Raw genomic sequence first — 21,791 nt, forward strand, 5'->3', positions numbered from 1 at the left:
TCACCTTCTCCGGGAGTCGACGGACGGGGACTTCGCTGTGGTTCCGGTTTCGCCGTGCGCCCTCAGGTGGCTGAGCAGCAGGGAGTTGAGCGTCTCGGGCGCCTCCTCCAGGACCCAGTGGCTGACGCCGTCGAGCGTCTCGAACCGGTACGGCCCGCTCACCCACTGCCCGGTCTCCCGCGCGGCCGCCGGGCCGAACGCGCTGTCCCGGGTGCTCCACACGTACAGCGTCGGCACGTCGACGACGCCGATCGCGCCGTCGGGGCGGCCCGCCCGGTACCAGTTCAGCGCCGCGGTGAGCGCGCCCGGCCGGGACAGGTGCCGCACGTAGGCGTCCGCGCTCTCCTGCGGGACCTTTCCGGCGTACGAGGCGCGCAGTTCCGCGGCGTCGGCCGCGAGCATCCGCTCCTCGGTCGCGGGCGTCTCGCGCCAGTCGATCATGTAGCGGGATCGTTCGCGCTGGTCCTCGTCGGTCCGCAGGGCCGTGGCCAGAGCGCCCGGGTGCGGGGTCGACACCACCGTCAGGGTGCGTACGCGGCCGGGGTGGGCGTCGGCGGTCCACCACGCCACCGCGCCTCCCCAGTCGTGGCCGACCAGGTCGAACGACGCCCAGCCCAGCTCCTCCGTGATCGCGACGACGTCCTCGACCAGGGCGCCGACGCGGTAGTCCTCGGGCCGCTCCGGGCGGGCCCCGGGGGAATACCCGCGCTGGTCGGGCGCCACCACCCGGCAGCCGCTCGCGGCGAGCGCCGCGAGCTGCCGTTTCCACACGAGCCGCGTCTGCGGAAAGCCGTGCAACAGCAGCACCGGGCGGCCGTCGGACGGACCCGCCGCGGTCGCGTCGAACACGCCCGCGGCAGTGGAGATACTCAGCTCGGTCACGACCCACCCCTTCATACCGACTGGTCGGTCAGCCTCCAGTCGGGGCATTGGATTGTCAAGGCCGGACATCCCTCAATCGGGGTCGCGCGCCGCGTGTTTGGCCGGACTGGGCGCCAGGCGTAGCGGGTCCGCGGCCCGCAGGCTGCCGCGCCAGGCCCCGCGAGGCTGCGGTTGAACATGAGGCCGGATTCAACTATAACCGTGAGGCATGGACAGCGTGGCGTGAGGCCGGCGGAGAGCCGGTCGTGAGAGAGGGCGTGGGCACTGTGCCGGACGTAGCGGAAGAGACCCGGACCGCGGTCCTCGTGGACTTCGGCGGGGTGATCACATCCAGCGTGCTGCGGGCCTTCACCGACTTCGGCGCCTCGCTCGGCGGCGACCCGCGCCTGCCGCTGGACCTCCTCGGCCGGGACCAGCCGTCACGCGCCCTGCTGGCCGACCACGAGTGCGGCCGCATCGACGCCGCGGCGTTCGAGCGGGGATTCGCCGAGCGTCTGCGCGCCCACGGCGCCGACGTGCGGGCGGAAGGACTCGCGGCGCGGATGCAGGCCGGCATGACGATCGACCAGGACATGCTGACCCTGCTCGGCGGTCTCCGCGCCGCCGGGTATCCCGTCGCGCTGGTGTCCAATTCGTTCGGCACCGGGACCTACGACGGCGTCGACCTCGCCGCCGTCGCCGACGTGCGGGTCATCTCCGCCGAGGTCGGGATCCGCAAGCCGTCCCGGCGCATCTACGCGATCGCCTGTGAACGCCTCGGCGTCGCCCCCGAAGAGGCCGTCATGATCGACGATCTGCGGCAGAACCTCGACGGAGCGGCACGGCTCGGGATCGGGGGAGTGCTGCACACCGGTGCCGCCGACACCCGCCGCCGGCTCGCCGAACGCTTCGGGATCACCCCCTGACCGGCCGGCCGGACCGGGGTGCGCGGGCGCCCTCCGCGTTCATGACTCCGGCGTCGGATTCAAGTAAGGTCCCGGGGATGGACACCACCGCGCTCGGGGAGAACGACAGCGAGCAGGCCCCGCCGATGGCGCCGCTCTCGTCCCACCGCGAGCCGCCGACGACGAAGCGCGGAGCACGCACCCGCGCCTCGCTGGTGAAGGCCGCGCGGAAGGTGTTCGAGCGGGACGGCTACCTCGACGCCCGGCTCGCCGACATCACCAAAGAGGCCCAGTGCGCGGCGGGTTCCTTCTACACCTACTTCACCAACAAGGAAGAGGTGCTCGCCGCCGTCCTCCTGGAGGCGCAGGAGGACATGCTGCACCCCGGCATGGGCCGGGTGGCGGGGGCGGACGATCCGTACGCGGTGCTCGAAGCGAGCAATCGCGCCTACCTCAAGGCGTACCGGCGCAACGCCAAGCTGATGGCACTGCTGGAGCAGGTCGCGCAAGTGGAGCCGGAGTTCCGCGAATTCCGCAGCCGGCGCACGGACGCCTTCATCCGCCGCAACGCCCGCGGCATCGCCGACCTCCAGGCGCGCGGGGTCGCGGACCGTGAGATCGACCCGATGATGGCCTCCCGGGCGCTGTCCGGCATGGTCAGCGTGATGGCCTACAGCGCTTTCGTGCTGGGCGAGAAGCAGGGGGAGGGTACGCCGGCGGAGTTCGAGGAGCTCGTGTCCACGGTCACCCGGCTCTGGGCGAACGCCCTGCGCTTCCCCGGCCACGCCTGACCCTGGCTGCTGCGGCCCTTCGGCGAACGCCGCCCTGGCGTCCGTCCCGCGGGCCTGCCCCCCGACTCCTCGTGCGCTCCCGGCCGTTGCCGTCCCTCTGAACCGGCTCACCGCGTGCCGCCGTGTGCCCACCACTTGAACTTGAAGTCGGATTCAATTACAACTGGGAGTCCACCACGGAGAGGGTTCCCTGTGAACGCTGCACAGAGAGTCGCCACCAACCCGGAAGGCGGAGACGGCGACGCGCCCGCCGAGCTCGTCCTCGCCGAACACCGCGGGCCCGTGCTGGTGCTCACCTTCAACCGCCCCGCCAAGCTGAACGCCTGGACCGACGAACTCGAGAACCGCTACTTCACCCTCCTCGACGCCGCAGAGGACGACCCGGACGTCCGAGCCGTCGTCGTCACCGGCGCCGGACGCGGCTTCTGCGCCGGCGCCGACCTCCAGCGGCTGCGGTCGGTCGGCGAAGTCGCAGAGGTCGCGGAGGTCGCCGGCACGGACATGGCGCGGCGCCGCCCGCGCGACCTGCCGCTGACCCTGCGCAAGCCGCTGATCGGCGCGGTGGGCGGCGTCGCCGCCGGTCTCGGCATGGTCGAGGCGCTCTACTGCGACGTCCGCTTCGGCTCGCCCGCGGCCCGGTTCACCACGGCGTTCGCCCAGCGCGGACTGATCGCCGAATACGGGATCTCCTGGCTGCTGCCCCGCCTGGTGGGGCACAGCAGGGCCGCCGACCTGCTGCTGTCGAGTCGCATGGTGGACGCCGAAGAGGCCTTCCGCATCGGACTCCTCGACCACCTGGTCCCCACCGGCAGCGTCGTCGACACCGCGGTCGCGTACGCCACCGATCTGGCGACGCGCTGCTCCCCGGCCTCCATGGCCACCATCAAGAGCCAGCTGCGCGACGACGCGGACGGCGCCTACGCCGATTCCGTGGCCCGCGCGGAAGCCGTCATGCTCCAGGCCTTCCGCGGCGCCGACTTCGTCGAAGGCGTGGCGAGCCATCTCGGCAAGCGCCCACCGAGTTTCCCCTCCCTACCCGTCAGGAGTTCAGATGTCCCTGTTTGAGACGTCGGACCGCGCCAAGAAGTACCAGGCGGATCTGCTCGAGTTCATGGACTCGCACATCTACCCTGCGGAGGCCGTCTACCACGAGCAGATGCGCGCCTCCGGCGACCCGCACTTCCACCCGCCGGTCCTGGAGGACCTCAAGGCGGCGGCACGCGAACGCGGGCTGTGGAACCTCTTCCACCCGCACCCGGAGTGGGGCCCGGGGCTGACGAACCTCGAGTACGCGCCGCTGGCGGAGATCATGGGACGCAGTCACATCGCCTCGGAGGCGTGCAACTGCAACGCTCCCGACACCGGCAACATGGAGGTGCTCACGCTGTTCGGCAGCGACGAGCACAAGGAGAAGTATCTGAGGCCCCTGCTCGACGGAACGATGGCCTCGGCCTTCGCGATGACCGAGCCGCGCGTCGCCAGTTCCGACGCCACCAACATCGAGCTGCGGATGGAGCGGGACGGCGACGCGTACGTGCTCAACGGCCGCAAGTGGTTCGCGTCCAACGCCCTGCACCGCAACTGCAAGGTGCTCATCGTCATGGGGAAGACCGACCCCGACGCCGCTCCGCACCGGCAGCAGTCGATGATGGTCGTCCCCATCGACGCCCCCGGGATCACGGTGATGCGCGGACTGCCGGTCTTCGGCTACCAGGACCGCGAGGGGCACGCCGAGATCGACTTCACCGACGTGCGGGTGCCGGCCAAGGACGTGCTCAAGGGCGAGGGTGAGGGCTTCGCGATCAGCCAGGCCCGGCTCGGGCCCGGCCGTATCCACCACTGCATGCGGGCGATCGGTGTCGCCGAGCGGGCGCTGGAGCTGATGTGCCGGCGCGCCCAGTCGCGGGTGACGTTCGGCAGTCCGGTCGCCGAACGGTCCAACATCCAGGACTGGATCGCGGAAGCGCGCATCGACATCGAGATGATCCGGCTGCTCACCCTCAAGGCCGCGTATCTGATGGACACGGTCGGGAACAAGGAGGCGCGCACCGAGATCGCGGCGATCAAGGTGGCCGCGCCGAACATCGCGCTGAAGATCGTCGACCGGGCGATCCAGGTGCACGGGGCGGCCGGGGTCACCGAGGACTTCCCGCTGGCCATGATGTACGCGCAACTGCGCACCCTGCGCCTGGCGGACGGTCCCGACGAGGTCCACAAGCGGGCCATCGCGAGGCAGGAACTGCGGCAGTACCGCGACACCGCCGCGGCCGTGGCGGGCTGAGAGGACGTCGCCGGCCCGGCGCGAGCCGGGCCGACGGCGGGTGGATCAGCGGCGCGGCTCGGCCAGGACGGCCTTGCGGTGGCTGAAGGTCTCGATGGAGTACCGGCCGTGGTAGCTGCCCATGCCGCTCTCGCCGACACCGCCGAACGGCAGGTCGGAGACGGTGAGATGGGCCAGCGGCAGGCCGAACCCGAGGCCGCCGGAGGAGGTTTCGGCCGCGAGCCGTTCCCGGGTCGTCTCCGACTCGGTGAACGCGTACAGGGCCAGCGGCTTGTCGCGGTCGTTGATGAAGGCGATGGCCTCGTCGAGCCCCGACACCTCCACGATCGGGAGGATCGGGCCGAAGATCTCCTCCCGCATGACGGGGGCGTCCGGCGACACCCCGGCCAGCACGGTCGGCGCGATGTACTTGGTCGCGCGGTCGTGCTCGCCGCCGACGACACGGCGGCCGGACGCGAGGAGGGCGGTCAACCGGTCGAAGTGGCGCTCGTTGACGATCCGGCCGTACTCGGGGGACGCGGCGGCGTCCGCTCCGTACAGGCCCTCCACCGCCCTGGCCAGCGCGCCTTCGAGGGCCCGTGCGGTCCCGGGGTCGGTGAGGACGTAGTCGGGCGCGACACAGGTCTGCCCGGCGTTGAGGAACTTCCCCGCCGCCAGGCGGGCGGCGACGGCGTCGGGATCGGTGTCCCGGTCCACGAACGCCGGTGACTTTCCGCCCAGTTCGAGGGTGACAGGGGTGAGATGCCGGGCGGCCGCGGCCATCACGACGCGGCCGACGGTGCCGTTGCCGGTGTAGAGGATGTGGTCGAAGCGCTGCTCGAGCAGGGCGGTGGTCTCCGGCACCCCGCCCTCGACCACGGCGACCGCGTCGGTGTCGAGATACCGGGGCAGGAGACGCGCGACGGCGGCGGACGTGGCCGGGGCCAGTTCGCTGGGCTTGGCGACCACCGCGTTGCCCGCGGCCAGGGCGCCGGCCACCGGGGCGAGCAGCAGTTGCAACGGGTAGTTCCACGGGGCGACGACCAGCACCACTCCCAGCGGGTCGTACTGGGTCCACGCGCTCGCCTTCCCCAGGAACGCGGGCACCGGGGCCGGTTCGGGGCGCAGCCAGCCGTCGAGGTGCTCCAGGGTGTGGTCGATCTCGCGGATGACGAAGTCGATCTCCGTGCGGTACGCCTCGGTCCGGCTCTTTCCCAGGTCGGCGTGGAGCGCCGCGGCGAATGTCTCCCCGTGCTCGGTGAGCAGGGTGCGCATCCGCCGCAGCTGTCCGGTACGCCAGTCCACGGGCCTGGTGGTGCCGGTGCGGAAGGTGGCGCGCAGCCGGGCGACGAGCTCGGCGGGCTGCGCGGGCGCGGTGGTGGTCAAGGCTTCCCTCACAGGTGCGGTGGGCGGACGGGGTGGCTTGCTCAGGCGACGGTGACGACGACCTTGCCGCGGGTGTGGCCCTCCTGGTTGAGCCGCTGGGCGTCGGCGGCCCGCTCCAGCGGGAACGCGGCGGCCACGTCCACCCGAAGCTGCCCCCGCTCGGCGAGGGCGGTCAGCGCCTCGAGGTCCCCGGCGTCGGGGCGGACGAAGACGTACCGGCCCCCGAGCGCGAGGACGGCGCCGTCCGCGACGGAGGCCAGGCGGCCGCCCTCGGCGAGCAGTTCGGGGGAGATCTTCAGCGCGTCGCCGCCGATCAGGTCGAGCACGGCGTCGACACCCTGCGGCGCCAGGGCGCGGACCCGCTCGGCGAGGCCCTCGCCGTAGGCGACCGGCTCGGCGCCGAGTCCGCGCAGGTAGTCGTGGTTGCGCTCGCTCGCCGTGCCGATGACGCGGGCGCCGAGCGCGCGGGCGATCTGCACCGCCAGGGAGCCGACGCCACCGGCCGCGGCGTGGACCAGCACGGTGTCGCCACTGCCGACGTTCAGGGCGCGGGTCAACGCCTGGTACGCGGTCAGACCTGCCAGCGGCAGGCCGGCGGCCTCCTCGAAGGAGAGGTTGGCGGGCTTGCGGGCGAGGGTGCGGACCGGGGCGGCGACGTACTCCGCGAAGGTGCCGCGGGAGACGAAGTCCTCCCGGGCGTAGCCGATCACTTCGTCACCCGGCGCGAACTCGGTGACCCCGACGCCGGCCTCCTCGACGACGCCCGCCACGTCCCAGCCCGGGATCACCGGGAAGACGGTGTCCATGACGCCGTCCAGATACCCGGCCTGGATCTTCCAGTCGACCGGGTTGACGGAGGCGGCCTTCACCCGGATCAGGACGGCGTCCGGGCCGAGCTTCGGGTCCGGGACGTCGCCGTATTCGAGGACGTCCGGGCCGCCGTAGGTGCGGTAGGTGATGGCCTTCATGGGGTGCTCCTTGATGCGGTGCGGTGGTGCGTACGCGGATGGGGGGGTCAGGCGGTGGCGGCGGCCGGCTCGGGGGCCGTCGCGGCGGCGGGCGGATGCTCCGTACGGGGCGCCTGCCGCCGCGGCTTGAGGCCGAACAGGGCGATGGCCAGGACGGCGGCGAAGGCGGCGCCGGCGATGGTGAAGCTCAGGGTGAACTGGCTCTCTGCGGGCAGCGGGGGCACTCCGGCCGGCAGGTTCTCGATGGTCCTGGAGACGAGCAGCGTCGTGATCAACGCGCTGCCGATCGAGCTGCCGACCGAGCGGGAGATGGAATTGATGCCGTTGGCGACGCCCGTCTGGTGGGGCGGCACCCCCGCGACGATCAGTGCGGGCATCGCGGCGTAACCGAGGCTGATGGCTGTTCCGACGGCCATTCCCGCGCCGACGACCGAGGCGGTCGAGGAGTGTGCGGCGGCCAGCCACGCGAAGCCCGCGATACCGGTCACCGCGCTCAGCGCGAGGGTGAGACGGGGGCCGATCCGGCGGATCAGCACGCCGCCGAACTGGGCGGCGACGAGGGAGGCGAGCGTACTGGGCAGCAGATACTGGACGGAGGCGCGCAGCACGGAGGCGCCGAAGCCGTAGCCCGCGACGTCCTGCGGGATCTGCGCCAGATAGGAGACGCCGAGGAACTGGGCGAACATCCCGAACCCGACGAAGAGGCCCGCGAGGTTGCTGAAGAGCACCGGGCGGTTGACGAACATCCTCATGTCGACCATCGGTTCGCGCACGCGGTTCTCGGTGAGCGCCCAGACACCGGCCATGACGACCGCCGCCGCGAAGCTGCCCAGGGTGCGGGCCGAGGTCCAGCCCCACTCGTGCCCCTGGGTGATCGGCAGCAGAAGCAGCACCAGGAACAGCGCGAGGGTGAGCGCGCCCGGCAGGTCGGTGCGGCCGCCGCTCTTGGCGCGGCTCGCCGGTACGAAGAGGACGACGGCGAGGAGCGTGACCAGCGCGAGACCGGCGGCCAGCCAGAAGACACGGTGGTAGTCGGCGTCCGCGCCGCGGGTCAGCAGTCCGGTGGTGACGAGCGCGAAGCCGCTGCCGAACGCCAGGGTGCCGCTGACCAGCGACATCGCTCCGGGCAGCCGGTGGGCGGGGATCTCCTCGCGGAGCACGGACAACGCTAGCGGGAAGATCGCCGTGGCGGCGCCCTGCAGGACCCGGCCCACGATCAGCCAGAGGAGCGAGTCGGTGGTGGCCGCCAGCACGGAGCCCGCGATCATCACCGCCAGCACGCCGACGAGGGTCGGCTTCTTGCCGTGCTGGTCGCCCAGGCGGCCGAGCAGGGGCGTGAAGACGGCGGCGGAGAGCAGCGTCGCGGTCGTGACCCAGCTGACCTCCGCGGCACTGCTGCCGAGGCTGGTTCCGATCAGCCCGAGGATCGGGATCACCAGCGTCTGCATCATCGACACGACCATGGCGGCGAGGCTCAGGACGAGGACGACTGCGGTCTCATGCCGGTGTCGGCCGGGGGGCGGGGCGACGGCAGTGGTTCGGGACACGGGTGCTCACTTCGGGGCAGGGCGGGCGTGGGCCGGGGGAGCCCGGAGACGGGGGTTCGACCGGAACAGAAAAGTGCTTGATGAACTCAAGCAATGAGAAGGACCGTAGACGTCAATGGTTGAGGAAGTCAAACGTTGACTTTCACCTACACTGGAGCCATGTCCCGCACCCCCGCGCCGCACGCCGCCCCCGAGACCCCTGACCACAAGGGCGTCGACCCCACCCACGTCGACCTGCTCGAGCGCCTGGCGCGGGCCGCCGCCGGCTACTACCGGGATCTCACCGCGTCCGCCGCGGAGCAGGGGCTCACCATGACGCAGGCCAAGGTGCTGATCCTGCTGCGGCAGCCGCTGCCCATGCGGGCTCTCGCGGGACTGCTCGCCTGTGACGCGTCCAACATCACCGGGCTCGTCGACCGGCTCGAGGCCCAGGGGCTGGTCTCCAGGCACCACAACCCGGCGGACCGCCGGGTCAAGAACGTCGTCGCCACGGAGAAGGGCATGGAGGCCGTCCGCCTCGTCCGTGCGGGTATGCGCTCCACGTCGGCGGCGTTCGACCGCCTGGACGACGAGGGCCGCCGCAACCTCTACGAGCTGCTGGGGCGACTGCACCCGGAGGCCTGATCACGGCCGCGCGCCCGGAAGGTCAGGGCCTCCCCGCCTCCGGGGCGGGGAGGGCATCGGTGCTCAAGGCTCCTGTCTCGACGCGTCCTTGAAGCGTCCCAGCGCCTTGGTCAGCAGGCCGCGTGGGGAACCGGGGCCGGAGCCGGACGCCTTGGCGGCGGGCTCGGGGGACGACGGCCGCGGCAGGTTGTCCGGTCCGGTCACCTCGGCCAGTGCGGCCTGGGCCAGCTCGGCCGCCTCCCGGTACAGGTCACGGGAGCGGGTCATGGCCTCCAGCGCCTCGGCGTACGTGGCGACGAGCTCCCGGGCGTGGGCCAACTCCTCCTCCACGGTGAGCAGATGCCAGCGGTGCCGCAGGCTGTCCAGGGCCTGTTCCGCCTCTGCGGTCAAGGTCCGCGGCAGCTCGGCGAAGGCCGCCACCTTCTCGACGAGTTCCGTCGGCTCCGAGCCGTCCAGGAAGACGCTGCGGACGGTGAAGCGCTCCGCGTCGTACTCCGGGCGCGCCGGCGCCGAGGGCAGCACCACGGCGCCGCCCCGAGGCACCCGTACGTGCAGGTCCTTGATCGCCCAGTTGACGATCTGGAACTGCTCCGGCGCCGCCCGGTGCTCCACCACCCGATGGCGCAGGCTCGGCGGCAGAAACGATGTCACGGACCGGCGGCCGCGCGCGTCGGGGGTCATCGCCTCGTGCACGACGACGTGAATGTTCCAGCTCCCGCGGGCGCAGTCCCTGAGGAGACGGCGCATCTCCTTGTCGTCGGCCGGCAGCCGGTTGGTGGTCCGCAGACGCAGACCGCCGGCGGGGTCGTGGTCCCAGGCGACACGGTTGTTGTCCGGCCAGAACATCGTGGCGGGGGAAGGCCATTGCTGGTCCCACCTGCGTTCCGCCTCGGCGGCCAGCGTCCATGCGACGGCCTCGCCGTCACCCTGCCGCCCCTGGGTGTCGTAGCACCTCAGCTGGGCGCGCACGACGACATCCCCGGCGACGCGCCAGCGGGCCTCGAAGAGGCGGCGCGCGGAGGAGTCCGGCGCGGGCGGCGCGCTCCCCTGGGCGGGGAGCACGGGGGAGAGGCCGCCCACGCCGGGGGCGGAGGGTGTCGAGGGTCCGGTGGAGTCGGAGGGGCCTGCGGGGCCTGACGGGTCGAGATCGAGGAAGTCGTCGATGACCCCGGCGGCCTTGAGTGCGATGAGGTTGCGCCGGACGTCCTGCTCGGGGGCGGGCCCGAGGTGGCGCCCGTGCCCCAGCCACGTCGTGTCGGGGGCGGCGGTCGAGGAGATGCTTGTCTTTGGCATGGAGTCGTTCTCTGGGGCGGTCGCGGGCCGCTCCAGTATGGCCGGATGCGCGGCGGACGATGCGGCGAGGGGGACGGGGTCACCCGAAAGCTCCGGATGACCCCGATATCCGCGGCGCGAACAGCCACGGTCGGTTACGGCGCGGGCTCGTCAGTGCCGGCGGCGGGGTCGGAACCGGTGTGCTGGTGGGCGACGCCGGACGGCGGCCCGTAGAAGAAGGCGCGGACGCGGTACGAGGCCCGCTTCTCGTGGGGCAGGGTGACCAGGCCGAACGAGTTGACGTCCGGGTCGAGGACGGCGACCACCCGGAATTCCGGGCTGCCACCGGCTTGACCTCCAGCAGCTGCCCCTCTTCATCGGTGGCCCGGTCCGTCCAGCGGAACCGGATGCCGTTGGCGTGCATGACGACGGCGCTCAGGTCCGCCGGCGCGGCGGCGTCCTCCCCGCCGCCCCTTGTGACCGAGGTGGTGGCAGCCGGCTGCCCCGGAGTCGTCGTCGGCGCCGTCCAGTCGTGGTCGCTCTGCTGCGTCATCCCGTCGAACGACCCTTCGGGCAGGGTCACTTCGACCGCTTTCGAGACCGGACCGTAGAAGGCGCGGAGCCGGTAGAAGAACGGCGTGTCCGGAATCAGCTCGGGGTGGGTGTAGCTCGTCTGCCGGGGAGTCAGGAACTCCAGCGCGGTGTAGGGGCCCTGCCGCTCCGTGGCGAACTCGACGACGCGGCCGGCGGCCTTCTTGTCACGCGCCCGCCACTTCAGCCCGATGTCGGTCGGCGTCACCGGGACGGCCGAGAGGTCGTCGGCGGGAGGGGTGGCGTCCTGCTGCGGGGGTGCTCCGGGCTGCGGGTGCGCAGCTCCGGAGCACCCGGCCAGCGACCCCACGAGCATCAGAAACGCCGGGATCCAAGTTCTGGCGGTCATTACCTGCCTCGCGGGGGGTGGGGTGGGACGCGATCACGCGATGGTGACCTTTTGACGGTCCTTCTGGCGGGGCCTACTTGCGCCAGAACCGGATACCGCTCCAGTCGACTCTGACCGGCCCGCTGCCGCTGCTGGTGCGGTAGGCGCCGAACTTGTCGTAGAAGTCGCCGGACGGGCTGGAGACGCTGTGCCGCAGCGAGCCGTTGATGGCCACCGTCCGCCGCCCCCCGTACGCAGCCGCTGCGCGTCGCCGTCAGCCGGCTCACGGCGGACCTGGCCGACCTGCCCGAGCTGCGGTCGGACGCCGACGACGTGCTCCGGGTGAAGACCGGCGCCCCACAGAGCCCCCAGGTCGCCGCACTGACCGACGTCCATGCCCAGGTGCTCCTGGCCCACCTCTCGGACGCCCTGGACCGCCGGCCGCGGCTGCGGCACCCCGGCGTCCAGGCGATGCTCGAACACGACCGCACCCGTCACACGCGCTACGCCGAATCGGTGGCGGCCTGGCTGGACGCCGTCGGGAACGTCGGCGAGGCGGCACAGCGGCTCAGCGTTCACCCGAACACCCTCAAGTACCGCCTCCGGCGTACCCGAAAAATCTTCGGGCTCGACCTCGACGCACCGGACGACCGGCTCTCCTGCTGGCTGCAGCTGCGGATCGCGACCTCGGACTCCGGCCCGGGACACGGGTGGCGGGGGACCGCCGCACCCTGACCGGAGGGATCCGGACGGCGCTTTCCAGCCGTCGCGATCGAGCCTTGATCAGGGCACGCGGCGGTTTTCCATGGTGAAGAGCTGACAGGCCGTGTAGCGTCAGTGCCAGCTGTCATGGTTCCGAAGTACCGGTCGCCCGTGAGCGCGAGTTCACGGGCGTTTCGCTGTTCAAAGCCTCTGAGGACCAGGGCGATCACCTCCGGGTCCCGCACCGTGCGGGAACCGATTCATCAGTCCCCTTGGAGGACAAAATGGCCAGTGGAACAGTCAAGTGGTTCAACTCGGAAAAGGGCTTCGGCTTCATCGAGCAGGACGGCGGCGGCCCGGACGTCTTCGCCCACTACTCGAACATCGCCAGCTCCGGCTTCCGTGAGCTCCAGGAAGGCCAGAAGGTGAACTTCGACGTCGTGCAGGGCCAGAAGGGCCCGCAGGCGGAGAACATCACACCCGCCTGACCCGTACAGCTCCGACGCCCGCCCCGGCCCGCCGGGGCGGGCGTCGCCGTACCGTCCCCCGTTCGGGCGGCCACTTCGCGGCGTCCGGGCGCGCAGCGGGGTGAAGCGTGCGGCGACACGGTTTCCAGCGGTGGATCCGGTCGCGCACGTCGTGCCTAATGGGACGAATGCCCGACCGTACGCACTTCCGACTCCCGGCCGACGCCGCGCTGATCGTCGGCCGTGCGCTGCCCTGCGTCCTGCTCGTCCTGGCGGTGGCTCTGGACCTGATCACCCCCGACACGGAGCACTTCGAGAACTTCCTGTTCGCCGTGCCCGCCCTCGCGGCGGTCACCTGGGGCGTCCTCGGCACCCTGGGGTTCGGCCTGCTCTCCATGGCGCTGTTCGCGGCGTTGGGCACCCGCGGCGACGCTCTGACCTCCGGCGACACGGGGCTCAGCTTCCTCGCACTGACGCTCGTGGTGGCCGCGGCGGTGTGGGTGAGCCGGGTCCGCACCCGGCGGGAGCGCGAATGGAAGGACCTCGTCGCGCTGGCCGATGTGACCCAGCGGGCGGTCCAGCGGCCCATGCCCTCCCGGCTCCGCCCGGTGGACCTGCATCTGCTGTACGAGGCGTCGGCGCACGGCGCCCATGTGGGCGGGGACTTCTGCAAGGCGCTGCCGGTCGGTGGCGGGGTGCGCCTCATCCTGGGCGACGTGCAGGGCAAGGGGCTCGGCGCGGTGGAGGCGGCCTCGTTGCTGCTGAGCTCCTTCCGTGAGGCCGCGTACTCGGAGCCCGGACTGCCCGAGATCGCGCGCCGGCTGGAGCTCAGTATGCGCCGGTACCGGCAGCGGGCCCCCGACGCGGAGGGCGCCGACCGCTTCGCCACCGTGGTCCTGGCGGAGATCCCCGACGACGCCCCGGTGGTCCGGCTGCTCAGCCTCGGCCACCCGCCACCGCTGATCCAGCACGGCACCACGGTCACCGGCATCGACTTCCCCGCACCCTCACTGCCCGTCAACCTGCCGGTGCTCCTTGAGCAGGAGCACGACGTACGGGAGCTCCCCTTCGAGCCCGGGGACCGGCTGCTGCTGTTCACCGACGGGGTGAGCGAGACACGTAACCGGAAGGGGGACTTCTACCCGTTGGAGGAACGCTTCCGCCAGTGGGCCGGCTGCCCCGCCGGCGAGATCACCTCGCTCCTGAAGCGCGACCTCCAGCACTTCGGCTTCCACGGCCTGGAGGACGACACCGCGGCCCTCCTCGTGGTCCGCCACTGACCGCGGCGACCGGTCCCTCGACAGCTTGCCGCCCCGGCGGCTGAGCACCGATTACCGGTGGTCTCCTGGTGTCCGGCAGGATGGGGCTCATGACCGACATCCGCACCCCCCGCCTCCTGCTCCGCCGCTGGCACGACGACGACCTCGTGCCCATGGCGGACATCAACGCGGACCCTCAGGTCATGCGCTGGGTCGACGACGGTTCCGTGCACGACCTGGAGCGCACGGCCGAGGAGATCGAGCAGTGGGAGGAGGAGTGGGACGAGGAGGGCTTCGGCCTCTTCGCGGTCGAACTCCTCGCCTCCGGCGAACTGGCCGGCTTCACGGGGCTGTCCGTGCCCGAGTACCTGCCGGAGGTGATGCCCGCCGTGGCGATCGGCTGGCGGTTCGGCCCGCACTTCTGGGGCCAGGGATACGCGTCCGAAGCCGCCCACGCGACACTGGAGTTCGCGCTCCAGGACCGCGGGCTCGACCGCGTCATCAGCATCACCCGGCCGGGGGACGACGCCTCCGAGAACGTCATCCGCAAGCTCGGCATGGAGCCGGAGCTCGAGACGACCCATCCGGTGCACGGCTACCCGCTGCGCGTCCACAGCATCGACCTCACCGAGTTCCAGGCGTAGCCCGGCGGCCGGTCAGTTCGCGTCGGTCCACACGGTCTCGAAGTGCCTGACGCGCTCGTCCTGTCCGGCCGGCCGCATACCGGCTGCCGTCATGACGCGCTGGGATGCGATGTTGTCGTGGTCGGCGTCGCCCCTCACACGGGTGACGCCGCGCGTCCGCGCGAACAGCAGCAGTCCGCGGAGGGCTTCGGAGGCGTATCCCCTGCCTCGCGCCGACGGGGCGAGGCCGTAGCCGATCGTGACCGTGCCGTTCTCGTCGGCCGGTCCGTGGAAGCCCAGGCCGCCGATCGCCCGGCCGCTCTCGCGGATCTCGTAGTTGCCGAACGGCTGCGGATCGCCGGTCTCCGCGCACGTTCCCAGGAAGCGCCCGGCGGCGGCCACGTCCCCGTCGGTCGGGTACCCCGGCGCCCATCGGACACCGTCGTCCGGCTCCCTCGCCACCACGCGCTCAGCCTCGGCCGCGGTCATCGGATGAAGTACCAGTCGTGCTGTCACAAGATCGCCCATGGTGAGGATCGGTATCAGGCGGGACGGCCGGCCCGCACCCGGATTACCCGTCAGCCCGTCGCCTGTCCCCCCGACGAAGCCCCCGATCCCGCGCCGACCGGGGCCGGCGCCGCCATCTCGCCCAGGGTGAGCAGCAGCCGGTCCCGCGGGTCGTGCAGGCTCCGGCCGGTGAGCTGCTCGATCTGCCGCATCCGGTAGATCACCGTGTTGCGGTGGCAGAACAACTGCTCGGCGGCGTGCGTCGGGGACCCGTGGTGGGCGATCAGCGCCCTCAGCGTCTCCAGCAGTACGGCCGCCTGGTGCGGCGGCTGCGCCAGGATCGGGCTGACGGTCTGCTCCACCAGGACGGCGGTCGCCTCCGGGCTCGCCCGCAGCAGCACTTCGGGCAGCCGGTCGGTCACCGGCACCACCTCCGGCGTGCCGCTCGACACCGTGTCGGCGGCTCCGGCGGCGAGCCGGTAGGCGGTGGCGAAGCCCGCCAGGCCGTCCGGGGACGCGGCCACCCCGGCGCGGCCGGCGACGGCAGGCCGCAGCGCGCGCACCACGCCCTCCACACCGGCGGCCCCGGTGGCCACCAGGCCGAAGTAGATGTCCCCGCGGACGTGCCAGTAGGACGTCAGCCCCAGGCGCTCGAGCCGGTCCTCCGCCCCGCGGATCGGTCCGTCGAGCATCCCGTCGAAGTGCGCGACCACGCAGGCCACCGGCTCGTCGGTGCGGATGACGAGCACCTCCCGGGCCTCCGCCGCGAAGACCGGGTCGGCGCCCCGCCCCTCGACGAGGCCGTCGAGCAGCCGCTGCCGGCGCCGGAGGTCCTGACTCTGCAGCCGGGCGGACTCCCGGCGGTAGGACTCCACCAGCGTGGCGTTCTGCACGTCCAGGGCCGCCCAGATCCGCTGGCCGGCGATGAGCAGCACCCGGTCGTCGAAGTCGTGGTCGGGGTGGCCCCGCTGGGTGAGCAGCGCCTCCCACAGGACCCGGGTGCCGAGGCTGTAGGCGTTGAGCACATGTTCCATCCGCACACCCTGCCGGGCCCGGCGCCGGCCGGTCTCCCGCCAGACGTGGATGGCCCGCTCGCCGTCCTGGGCGAGACCGGCCATGGTCCGGATGCCGCGGTGGATGTGCTCCCGGGTGCTGGAGCGGATGTCGGCCCGCAGCTCCGGACCGGCGACGTCGAGCCAGTCCTTGGCCAGCAGGGTCAGCGTGATGTCGTCGGCGATCGCGTCGGCGCGCGGCAGCAGTGACGCCCAGGCACGCTCGATGTCGCGCTGCAGGTCTTCGTCGTCGGGGGGCACCGACGCTGTGGAGGTCATGCCCATGCCGGGGAGGATCGCACGCAGCGCACAGCCGCACCAGACCCGCGTACACGTGCAGGGCGATGCGCACCAGGAGTTTTGTGCGCTCCGCCCATGTCGGTTTCTGTGCTCAGCGCCCACCGTAGGGGCTCGTCACAGCCGACGAGGAGCCCGGCCAGGGCCAGACAGGGAGCCCCAGTGAGCGGAGCAGCGACCGGACCCGCGGTCCGGAACGGCGAACCCGCAGCAGTCCTCTCGATCACCGACGTGTCGGTCCGGTTCGGGGGAGTCCAGGCGCTGTCCGAGGTGGCGCTCGACGTGGCGCCCCGACAGGTGCTGGGGGTGATCGGCCCCAACGGGGCCGGCAAGACCACGCTGTTCAACGTCGCCTGCGGCTTCGTCCGCCCGGACACCGGCAGGCTGCTCTGGAAGGGGCGCGAACTGACCGGACTGCGCCCCCACCAGCTGGCCGGCCTCGGCATCGGCCGCACCCTCCAGGGCCTGGGCCTGTTCGACAGGATGACCGTGCTGGACAACGTCATGGTCGGCGCCGACCGGCACGCCGGAACCGGCTTCTTCGCCGCTCTGTTCGGCGCCCGCCGCAGCGCCAGGGACGACACCGCGCTCGCCGGCCGGGCACGGGCCGCCCTGGCCGACCTCGGCGTCGAGCAGTACGCGGAGCGCTACCCCGGCAGCCTGCCCTACCCGGTCCGCAAACGGGTCGCCCTGGCCCGCGCCCTCGTCGGCGAACCGGAACTGCTGCTGCTCGACGAGCCGGCGAGCGGCCTGTCCAACGACGAGATGGCGGAGCTCGGTGAGCTGATCCGCGGACTCACCGACCGGATGGCGGTGATGCTCGTGGAGCACCACATGGACCTGGTGATGAGCGTCTGCGACGACATCACGGTCCTCGACTTCGGGCGGGTCATCGCCCGCGGCGGGCCGGACGAGGTACGGCGCGACCCCGCCGTCGTCGCCGCCTACCTCGGCGACGAGGTGGATCACGAGCGGACGGGAACCTGACCATGTTCGAAGTACGCGACCTCACCACCAGCTACGGCCCCGTCCCCGCCCTCGACGGGGTGTCGTTCACCGCCCCGCAGGGCAAGGTCACCGCCGTGCTCGGCGCCAACGGCGCGGGCAAGACGACCCTGTTGCGCACCGCCTCCGGCCTGGTCAGGCCCGACCGCGGACAGGTGCTCCTCGACGGCCGGGACATCACCCGGACGCCCGCCGAGAGCATGGCCCCGCTCGGTCTGTCGCATGTCCCGGAGGGGCGCGGCGTCATCACCGAACTCACCGTCGAGGAGAACCTCCGGCTCGGCGGCCTGCACCGCCCCGGCCGGTCCCGGCCGGCCGACATCGAGCGGATCTGCGGTCTCTTCCCGGCGCTCGGCGAACGGTACGACGCCACCGCGCACGTCCTCTCGGGCGGCGAGCGGCAGATGCTCGTCATCGGCCGTGCCCTGATGGCCGCCCCGAAGGTCCTCCTGCTGGACGAACCGTCGCTCGGCCTGGCACCGCGGGTCGTCGCCCAGATCTTCGACCTGCTCCGGTCGCTCGTGGCGAGCGAGGGACTCACCGTCGTCCTCGTAGAGCAGAACGCCCGCAGCGCCCTGTCGATCGCCGACGTCGGCGTCGTCCTCAACCTGGGCAAGGTCGTGGTCCAGGACGACGCACCGGCCCTGGCCGCGGACGAGAAACTCCGCCACGCCTACCTCGGATTCTGACCACGGGAGACTTTGTGCAGCAGCTCCTCACCACCGCGCTCAGCGGTCTGACCCTCGGCGCGGTCTACGCGGCGTTCGCGCTGGCGCTCTGCCTGATCTGGCGGTCGACCCGGATCGTGAACTTCGCCCAGGCGCCGATGGCCATGATCACCACCTATGTCGCCCTGGTCATCATCGACGCCGGCCACTCGTACTGGTTCGGCTTCGCCGCGGCACTGCTCTGCGGACTGCTCCTCGGCGCCGTCGTGGAGCGGGTCGTGATCCGCCCCGTCGAGGGCAAGGCCCACATCAACGCGGTGATCCTCACCCTCGGCCTGTTCATCCTCCTCCACTCGCTCGCCGCCATGATCTTCGGCTCCCGCTACCGCTCCTTCCCCGCCCCCTTCGGGCTCCGCGGCTTCACCGTGGGGGAGACCACCATCGCGCTGACCGGCTTCGGCATCTTCACCGTCATCGCCGTCGTGATCGTCATGGCCCTGCTCGTCCTGCTCTTCCGCTACACCGAGGTCGGCCTGAAGATGCGGGCCGCCGCCTTCAACCAGGAGGTCGCCCGGCTGCTCGGCGTCAAGGTCGGCAGGATGCTCACCCTCGGCTGGGCGCTGGCCGCACTGGTCGGCTCACTGTCCGGGCTGCTGATCGCCGGCGGCAGCCTGGTGCACCCGGCGTACATGGACTCCGTCGTCGTCTACGGATTCGTCGCCGCCGTCCTCGGCGGCCTCGACAGCCCCGTCGGCTCGGTGATCGGCGGCATGCTGCTCGGCCTGTCGCTGAGCGCCGTCAGCGGCTACGTCGGCTCCGAACTCGTCCCGCTCGCCGCCCTCGCCATCCTCATGGCCGTACTGCTCCTGAAACCCGGCGGCCTCTTCTCCCACCTCGCGGAACGGAGGGTCTGACATGACGACCACCTCACCCACCAGCGAGGGCACCACCGCCGCACCGAAGCAGGACGGCCCCGGCGGACCCCTCGCCGGGATCCGGCGCCGCTGGGACTCCTCGGTGCTGCTGCGGCACCTGGCGCTCGCCGTCCTCGGCCTCGCCGCGGTCACCGCCGTCATGGAGTCCACCGGCTCCTTCGCCAACTCGCAGCTCGCGTCCATGGCCTACCTCGGCATCGCCGCCGGCGGCCTGACGGTGCTCACCGGGCTCAACGGCCAACTGTCGCTGGGCCACGGCGCCTTCATGGCCATTGGCGCGTACACCACGGCGCTGCTCCTCGACGGAGCCGGGCCCGCGCTGCCGCTGCCGGGCGTGCTGGCGGCGGCCACCCTCGTCGCGCTCGTCGTCGGAGCCGCCGTCGGTGTCGCGGCCGCCCGGCTGCACGGCCCCTACATCGCGGGAGCCACCCTGGCGCTCGCGATCGCGGTGCCCGGCGCCGCGCTCTACTTCGAACGCCTCGGCGGCGAACAGGGCCTGGGCGTACGCGTCCCGGACATCCCGGTGTGGGTGCTCGACGCGGCGTACTTCGTCACCGGCAGCGAGCTGAACTCCACGAAGTACGTCGCCTACATCGGCTGGATCTGCCTCATCGCCACCTACGTCCTGCTCGCCAATCTGATGCGCAGCCGGGTCGGCCGCACCTGGCGGGCGGTCCGCGACGACGAGGTGTCCGCCGAGATCGCCGGCATCCACCTCGGCCGGGCCCGGGTGCTGGCCTTCGTGGTCAGCACCGCCTGCGCCGGGCTCGCCGGAGCCGTCATGGCGATGGTCGTCAGGATCACCGCACCCAGCGGATTCTCCCTCAACCTGTCCCTGGCACTGCTCAGCGCCGTCGTCCTCGGCGGCCTCGGCAGCCTGGCCGGCGCGCTGATCGGCTCCGCGCTGCTGACCTTCCTGCCGCACCTGGTCACCGACCTGGGCGTGGACGCCGGACTCACCGACGTCCGAGCGGCCGAACTCGCCCCGCTGGTCTACGGGCTCACCATGATCATCGTGGTCCTCGTGGCGCCCGCGGGCATCACCGGCACCCTCCGCAACGCCTGGCGGCGGCGCCGGCGCGCCGCATGACGGCAACGACCCCACCGGCGCGGCGGCCAATCGGGCCGCGCACCCACGAAGGAGGCACCACCGTGCACAGAACGGCCCACCGCGCGACAACGCTCGTCAGCGTACTCACCGCGGCCGCCCTGCTCGCCGCGTGCGGCGCGGGCGGGCGGCCCGACGAGGGCGGCGACAAGAACAGCGCGCCCGACGTCGGCATCACCGAGAAGACCATCAAGATCGGCGCGCACTTCCCGCTGACCGGCGTCGCGGCTCCCGGCTACAGCGAGATCCCCAGCGGCCACAAGGCCTACTACGACTACGTCAACGCCAACGGCGGGGTGAACGGCCGCAAGATCGAGTACGTCGTCAAGGACGACGCCTACAACCCGACCAACACGAGCACCGTCACCAACGAACTCGTCCTCAAGGAAGAGGTCTTCGGCATGGTCGCCGGCCTCGGCACCCCGACGCACAGCGCGGTGGTCGACTTCCTCAACGCCGAGAAGGTGCCCGACCTGCTCGTCTCCAGCGGCTCACTGGCGTGGGGCGACGACCCGAAGAAGCACCCGTGGACCTTCGGCTGGCAGCCCGACTACATGATCGAGGGCAAGATCGTCGGTCAGTGGGTGAAGGAGAACATGCCCGACGCCCGCGTCGGCCTCTTCCTCCAGGACGACGACTTCGGCCGTGACGGCGCGGCCGGCGCGCACAAGTACCTCGACGACCAGATCGTGGAGACGGTCAAGTACACCCCCGGCAACACCGACGTCGCCCCGCAACTGGCCGCGCTGCAGGCCGCGAAGGTCGACATCGTCCTCGGGTTCAACGTGCCGTCGTACACGGCGCTGAGCCAACTGACGTCGATGAAACTCAACTTCAAGCCGACCTGGTTCTACAGCAACGTCGGCTCCGACCCCGCCCTCGTCGGCTCGCTGCTGGCGCGGTTCTCCAAGGGCGCGGTGAAGGGCAGCGACAGCCTGCTCGACAACGTGCTGACCACCGAGTACATCCCCGGCACCGACGCCACCGACAGCGAGTGGGTGAAGCTGTGGCAGAAGGTGTGGGACAAGCACGGCGCCAAGGGTGAACTGACCAACTACCGGGTCTACGGCATGTCGCAGGCGTACACCTTCGTCCAGGCGCTGCAGGCGGCCGGGAAGAACCCGACCCGCGAGGGCGTCGTCAAGGCGCTCGAGAAGGTCGGCGGCGAGCTGGAGGGTCCCGGCCTGGCGCCGTTCCGCTACTCCGCGGACAGCCACCTCGGCATCTCCGGTATGCAGGTCGTGAAGCTCAAGGGCGGCAAGGGCGAGCCGCTGACCCCGGTGCTGGTCACCGACGTCGGCGACGCGCCGATCAAGGAGGACGACTCCGCGGCCAAGGACGCCCCGCCGGCCAGCGGCATCCCGGACGTCAAGCCGGCGTCCTGACCTCAGGGCCGCCGGGAGGCCGGCGACGGGGCCGATCATGGGGCCCTCGCCCGCGTCGTCCCGGCCGTTCCTGACCTGACAGACTCCGGCCGCCGCCGGCCACGGGGGACCGGCGGCGGCCGGCGTCGCGTTCGCCCGCGCCCCGGCCGTCGTCGGTTCAGCGTGATCTAGCGAGGAACCCCGGGCCTTCAGGCCCGGGAGGAATCGCTTCTCTGGACTGCTCTAGACCCGCACTGGCGCACGGGTCAGC

At 71.8% G+C, this 21,791-nt stretch carries 23 protein-coding genes; 14 read left to right on the forward strand and 9 right to left on the reverse strand.

Translation table 11 applies throughout. From position 1 onward, the window contains the following. Nucleotides 1-873 carry an alpha/beta fold hydrolase gene (locus ACWD01_RS32175; protein WP_451166833.1) on the reverse strand — a complete coding sequence of 291 codons (873 nt, stop codon included), beginning with the start codon at nucleotides 871-873 and terminating at the stop codon, nucleotides 1-3. A gap of 275 nt (nucleotides 874-1,148) precedes the next feature. On the opposite strand from ACWD01_RS32175, the gene ACWD01_RS32180 reads away from it, so the two are divergent. From ACWD01_RS32180 to ACWD01_RS32195, 4 genes are all read left to right on the forward strand, one after another. Then, entirely contained in the window at nucleotides 1,149-1,787 is a 639-nt protein-coding gene (locus ACWD01_RS32180; protein ID WP_451166794.1) for an HAD family hydrolase, read from the forward strand. Between the two features lie 77 nt (nucleotides 1,788-1,864). After that, nucleotides 1,865-2,557, forward strand: a complete 693-nt coding sequence (locus ACWD01_RS32185) for a TetR/AcrR family transcriptional regulator (RefSeq protein WP_451166795.1) — start codon at nucleotides 1,865-1,867, stop codon at nucleotides 2,555-2,557. A gap of 192 nt (nucleotides 2,558-2,749) precedes the next feature. Beyond that, a complete protein-coding gene (locus ACWD01_RS32190) occupies nucleotides 2,750-3,622 on the forward strand; it encodes an enoyl-CoA hydratase-related protein (protein ID WP_451166797.1) in 873 nt (290 codons plus the stop codon). Continuing rightward, nucleotides 3,609-4,838, forward strand: coding sequence for an acyl-CoA dehydrogenase family protein (locus ACWD01_RS32195; protein WP_451166799.1), 1,230 nt, complete (start codon nucleotides 3,609-3,611; stop codon nucleotides 4,836-4,838). Before ACWD01_RS32190 ends, ACWD01_RS32195 begins: the two co-directional genes overlap by 14 nt. Nucleotides 4,839-4,883: 45 nt before the next feature. Here the strand turns inward: ACWD01_RS32195 and ACWD01_RS32200 are convergent, their stop codons facing one another. Genes ACWD01_RS32200 through ACWD01_RS32210 form a run of 3 tightly spaced genes read right to left on the reverse strand, consistent with a single transcriptional unit; the run spans nucleotide 4,884 to nucleotide 8,718 of the window. Next, nucleotides 4,884-6,203, reverse strand: coding sequence for an aldehyde dehydrogenase family protein (locus tag ACWD01_RS32200; protein ID WP_451166801.1), 1,320 nt, complete (start codon nucleotides 6,201-6,203; stop codon nucleotides 4,884-4,886). Nucleotides 6,204-6,244: 41 nt separating this feature from the next. Further along, nucleotides 6,245-7,171 (reverse strand): NADP-dependent oxidoreductase, encoded by a 927-nt coding sequence (locus tag ACWD01_RS32205; RefSeq protein WP_451166803.1) that lies wholly within the window; start codon nucleotides 7,169-7,171, stop codon nucleotides 6,245-6,247. A 47-nt stretch (nucleotides 7,172-7,218) separates the two neighbouring features. Beyond that, on the reverse strand, nucleotides 7,219-8,718 hold the full coding sequence (locus ACWD01_RS32210) for an MFS transporter (RefSeq protein ID WP_451166805.1): 1,500 nt from the start codon (nucleotides 8,716-8,718) through the stop codon (nucleotides 7,219-7,221). A gap of 159 nt (nucleotides 8,719-8,877) precedes the next feature. Here ACWD01_RS32210 and ACWD01_RS32215 point away from each other — a divergent pair, with 159 nt between their 5' ends. Continuing rightward, a complete protein-coding gene (locus ACWD01_RS32215; RefSeq protein WP_451166807.1) occupies nucleotides 8,878-9,342 on the forward strand; it encodes a MarR family winged helix-turn-helix transcriptional regulator in 465 nt (154 codons plus the stop codon). Nucleotides 9,343-9,405: 63 nt separating this feature from the next. Here ACWD01_RS32215 and ACWD01_RS32220 read toward each other — a convergent pair whose 3' ends face one another. From ACWD01_RS32220 to ACWD01_RS32230, 3 genes are all read right to left on the reverse strand, one after another. Then, complete coding sequence (locus ACWD01_RS32220; protein ID WP_451166809.1) at nucleotides 9,406-10,635, reverse strand: hypothetical protein; 1,230 nt, start codon at nucleotides 10,633-10,635, stop codon at nucleotides 9,406-9,408. A gap of 79 nt (nucleotides 10,636-10,714) precedes the next feature. Continuing rightward, nucleotides 10,715-11,554 (reverse strand): hypothetical protein, encoded by an 840-nt coding sequence (locus ACWD01_RS32225; RefSeq protein ID WP_451166810.1) that lies wholly within the window; start codon nucleotides 11,552-11,554, stop codon nucleotides 10,715-10,717. 73 nt (nucleotides 11,555-11,627) lie between these two features. After that, a complete protein-coding gene (locus ACWD01_RS32230) occupies nucleotides 11,628-11,768 on the reverse strand; it encodes a hypothetical protein (RefSeq protein WP_451166812.1) in 141 nt (46 codons plus the stop codon). Between the two features lie 98 nt (nucleotides 11,769-11,866). On the opposite strand from ACWD01_RS32230, the gene ACWD01_RS32235 reads away from it, so the two are divergent. From ACWD01_RS32235 to ACWD01_RS32250, 4 genes are all read left to right on the forward strand, one after another. Then, the gene (locus tag ACWD01_RS32235) at nucleotides 11,867-12,268 is read left to right on the forward strand and encodes a PucR family transcriptional regulator (RefSeq protein ID WP_451166814.1); all 402 of its coding nucleotides are present in this window, start codon (nucleotides 11,867-11,869) and stop codon (nucleotides 12,266-12,268) included. A 251-nt stretch (nucleotides 12,269-12,519) separates the two neighbouring features. Further along, a complete protein-coding gene (locus ACWD01_RS32240) occupies nucleotides 12,520-12,723 on the forward strand; it encodes a cold-shock protein (protein ID WP_100105551.1) in 204 nt (67 codons plus the stop codon). A 167-nt stretch (nucleotides 12,724-12,890) separates the two neighbouring features. Beyond that, nucleotides 12,891-13,982, forward strand: a complete 1,092-nt coding sequence (locus ACWD01_RS32245; protein ID WP_451166817.1) for a PP2C family protein-serine/threonine phosphatase — start codon at nucleotides 12,891-12,893, stop codon at nucleotides 13,980-13,982. Between the two features lie 89 nt (nucleotides 13,983-14,071). Beyond that, nucleotides 14,072-14,605 (forward strand): GNAT family N-acetyltransferase, encoded by a 534-nt coding sequence (locus ACWD01_RS32250; RefSeq protein ID WP_451166819.1) that lies wholly within the window; start codon nucleotides 14,072-14,074, stop codon nucleotides 14,603-14,605. Between the two features lie 12 nt (nucleotides 14,606-14,617). Here the strand turns inward: ACWD01_RS32250 and ACWD01_RS32255 are convergent, their stop codons facing one another. Together ACWD01_RS32255 and ACWD01_RS32260 are read right to left on the reverse strand one after the other, a co-directional pair. Beyond that, entirely contained in the window at nucleotides 14,618-15,112 is a 495-nt protein-coding gene (locus ACWD01_RS32255; RefSeq protein ID WP_451166821.1) for a GNAT family N-acetyltransferase, read from the reverse strand. Between the two features lie 50 nt (nucleotides 15,113-15,162). After that, on the reverse strand, nucleotides 15,163-16,428 hold the full coding sequence (locus tag ACWD01_RS32260) for a PucR family transcriptional regulator (protein WP_451166822.1): 1,266 nt from the start codon (nucleotides 16,426-16,428) through the stop codon (nucleotides 15,163-15,165). A gap of 174 nt (nucleotides 16,429-16,602) precedes the next feature. Between ACWD01_RS32260 and ACWD01_RS32265 the strand changes: the two genes are divergently transcribed. From ACWD01_RS32265 to ACWD01_RS32285, 5 genes are all read left to right on the forward strand, one after another. Next, complete coding sequence (locus tag ACWD01_RS32265) at nucleotides 16,603-17,427, forward strand: ABC transporter ATP-binding protein (protein ID WP_451166824.1); 825 nt, start codon at nucleotides 16,603-16,605, stop codon at nucleotides 17,425-17,427. Nucleotides 17,428-17,429: 2 nt separating this feature from the next. Next, nucleotides 17,430-18,134, forward strand: coding sequence for an ABC transporter ATP-binding protein (locus tag ACWD01_RS32270; protein WP_451166826.1), 705 nt, complete (start codon nucleotides 17,430-17,432; stop codon nucleotides 18,132-18,134). Between the two features lie 14 nt (nucleotides 18,135-18,148). Then, nucleotides 18,149-19,027 (forward strand): branched-chain amino acid ABC transporter permease, encoded by an 879-nt coding sequence (locus tag ACWD01_RS32275; protein ID WP_356893147.1) that lies wholly within the window; start codon nucleotides 18,149-18,151, stop codon nucleotides 19,025-19,027. A 1-nt stretch (nucleotide 19,028) separates the two neighbouring features. Next, entirely contained in the window at nucleotides 19,029-20,138 is a 1,110-nt protein-coding gene (locus ACWD01_RS32280) for a branched-chain amino acid ABC transporter permease (protein ID WP_451166828.1), read from the forward strand. Nucleotides 20,139-20,200: 62 nt separating this feature from the next. Next, the gene (locus ACWD01_RS32285) at nucleotides 20,201-21,541 is read left to right on the forward strand and encodes an ABC transporter substrate-binding protein (protein WP_451166830.1); all 1,341 of its coding nucleotides are present in this window, start codon (nucleotides 20,201-20,203) and stop codon (nucleotides 21,539-21,541) included. Nucleotides 21,542-21,791 lie beyond the last annotated feature (250 nt).

The sequence above is a fragment of the Streptomyces sp. NPDC002835 genome (assembly GCF_053591995.1).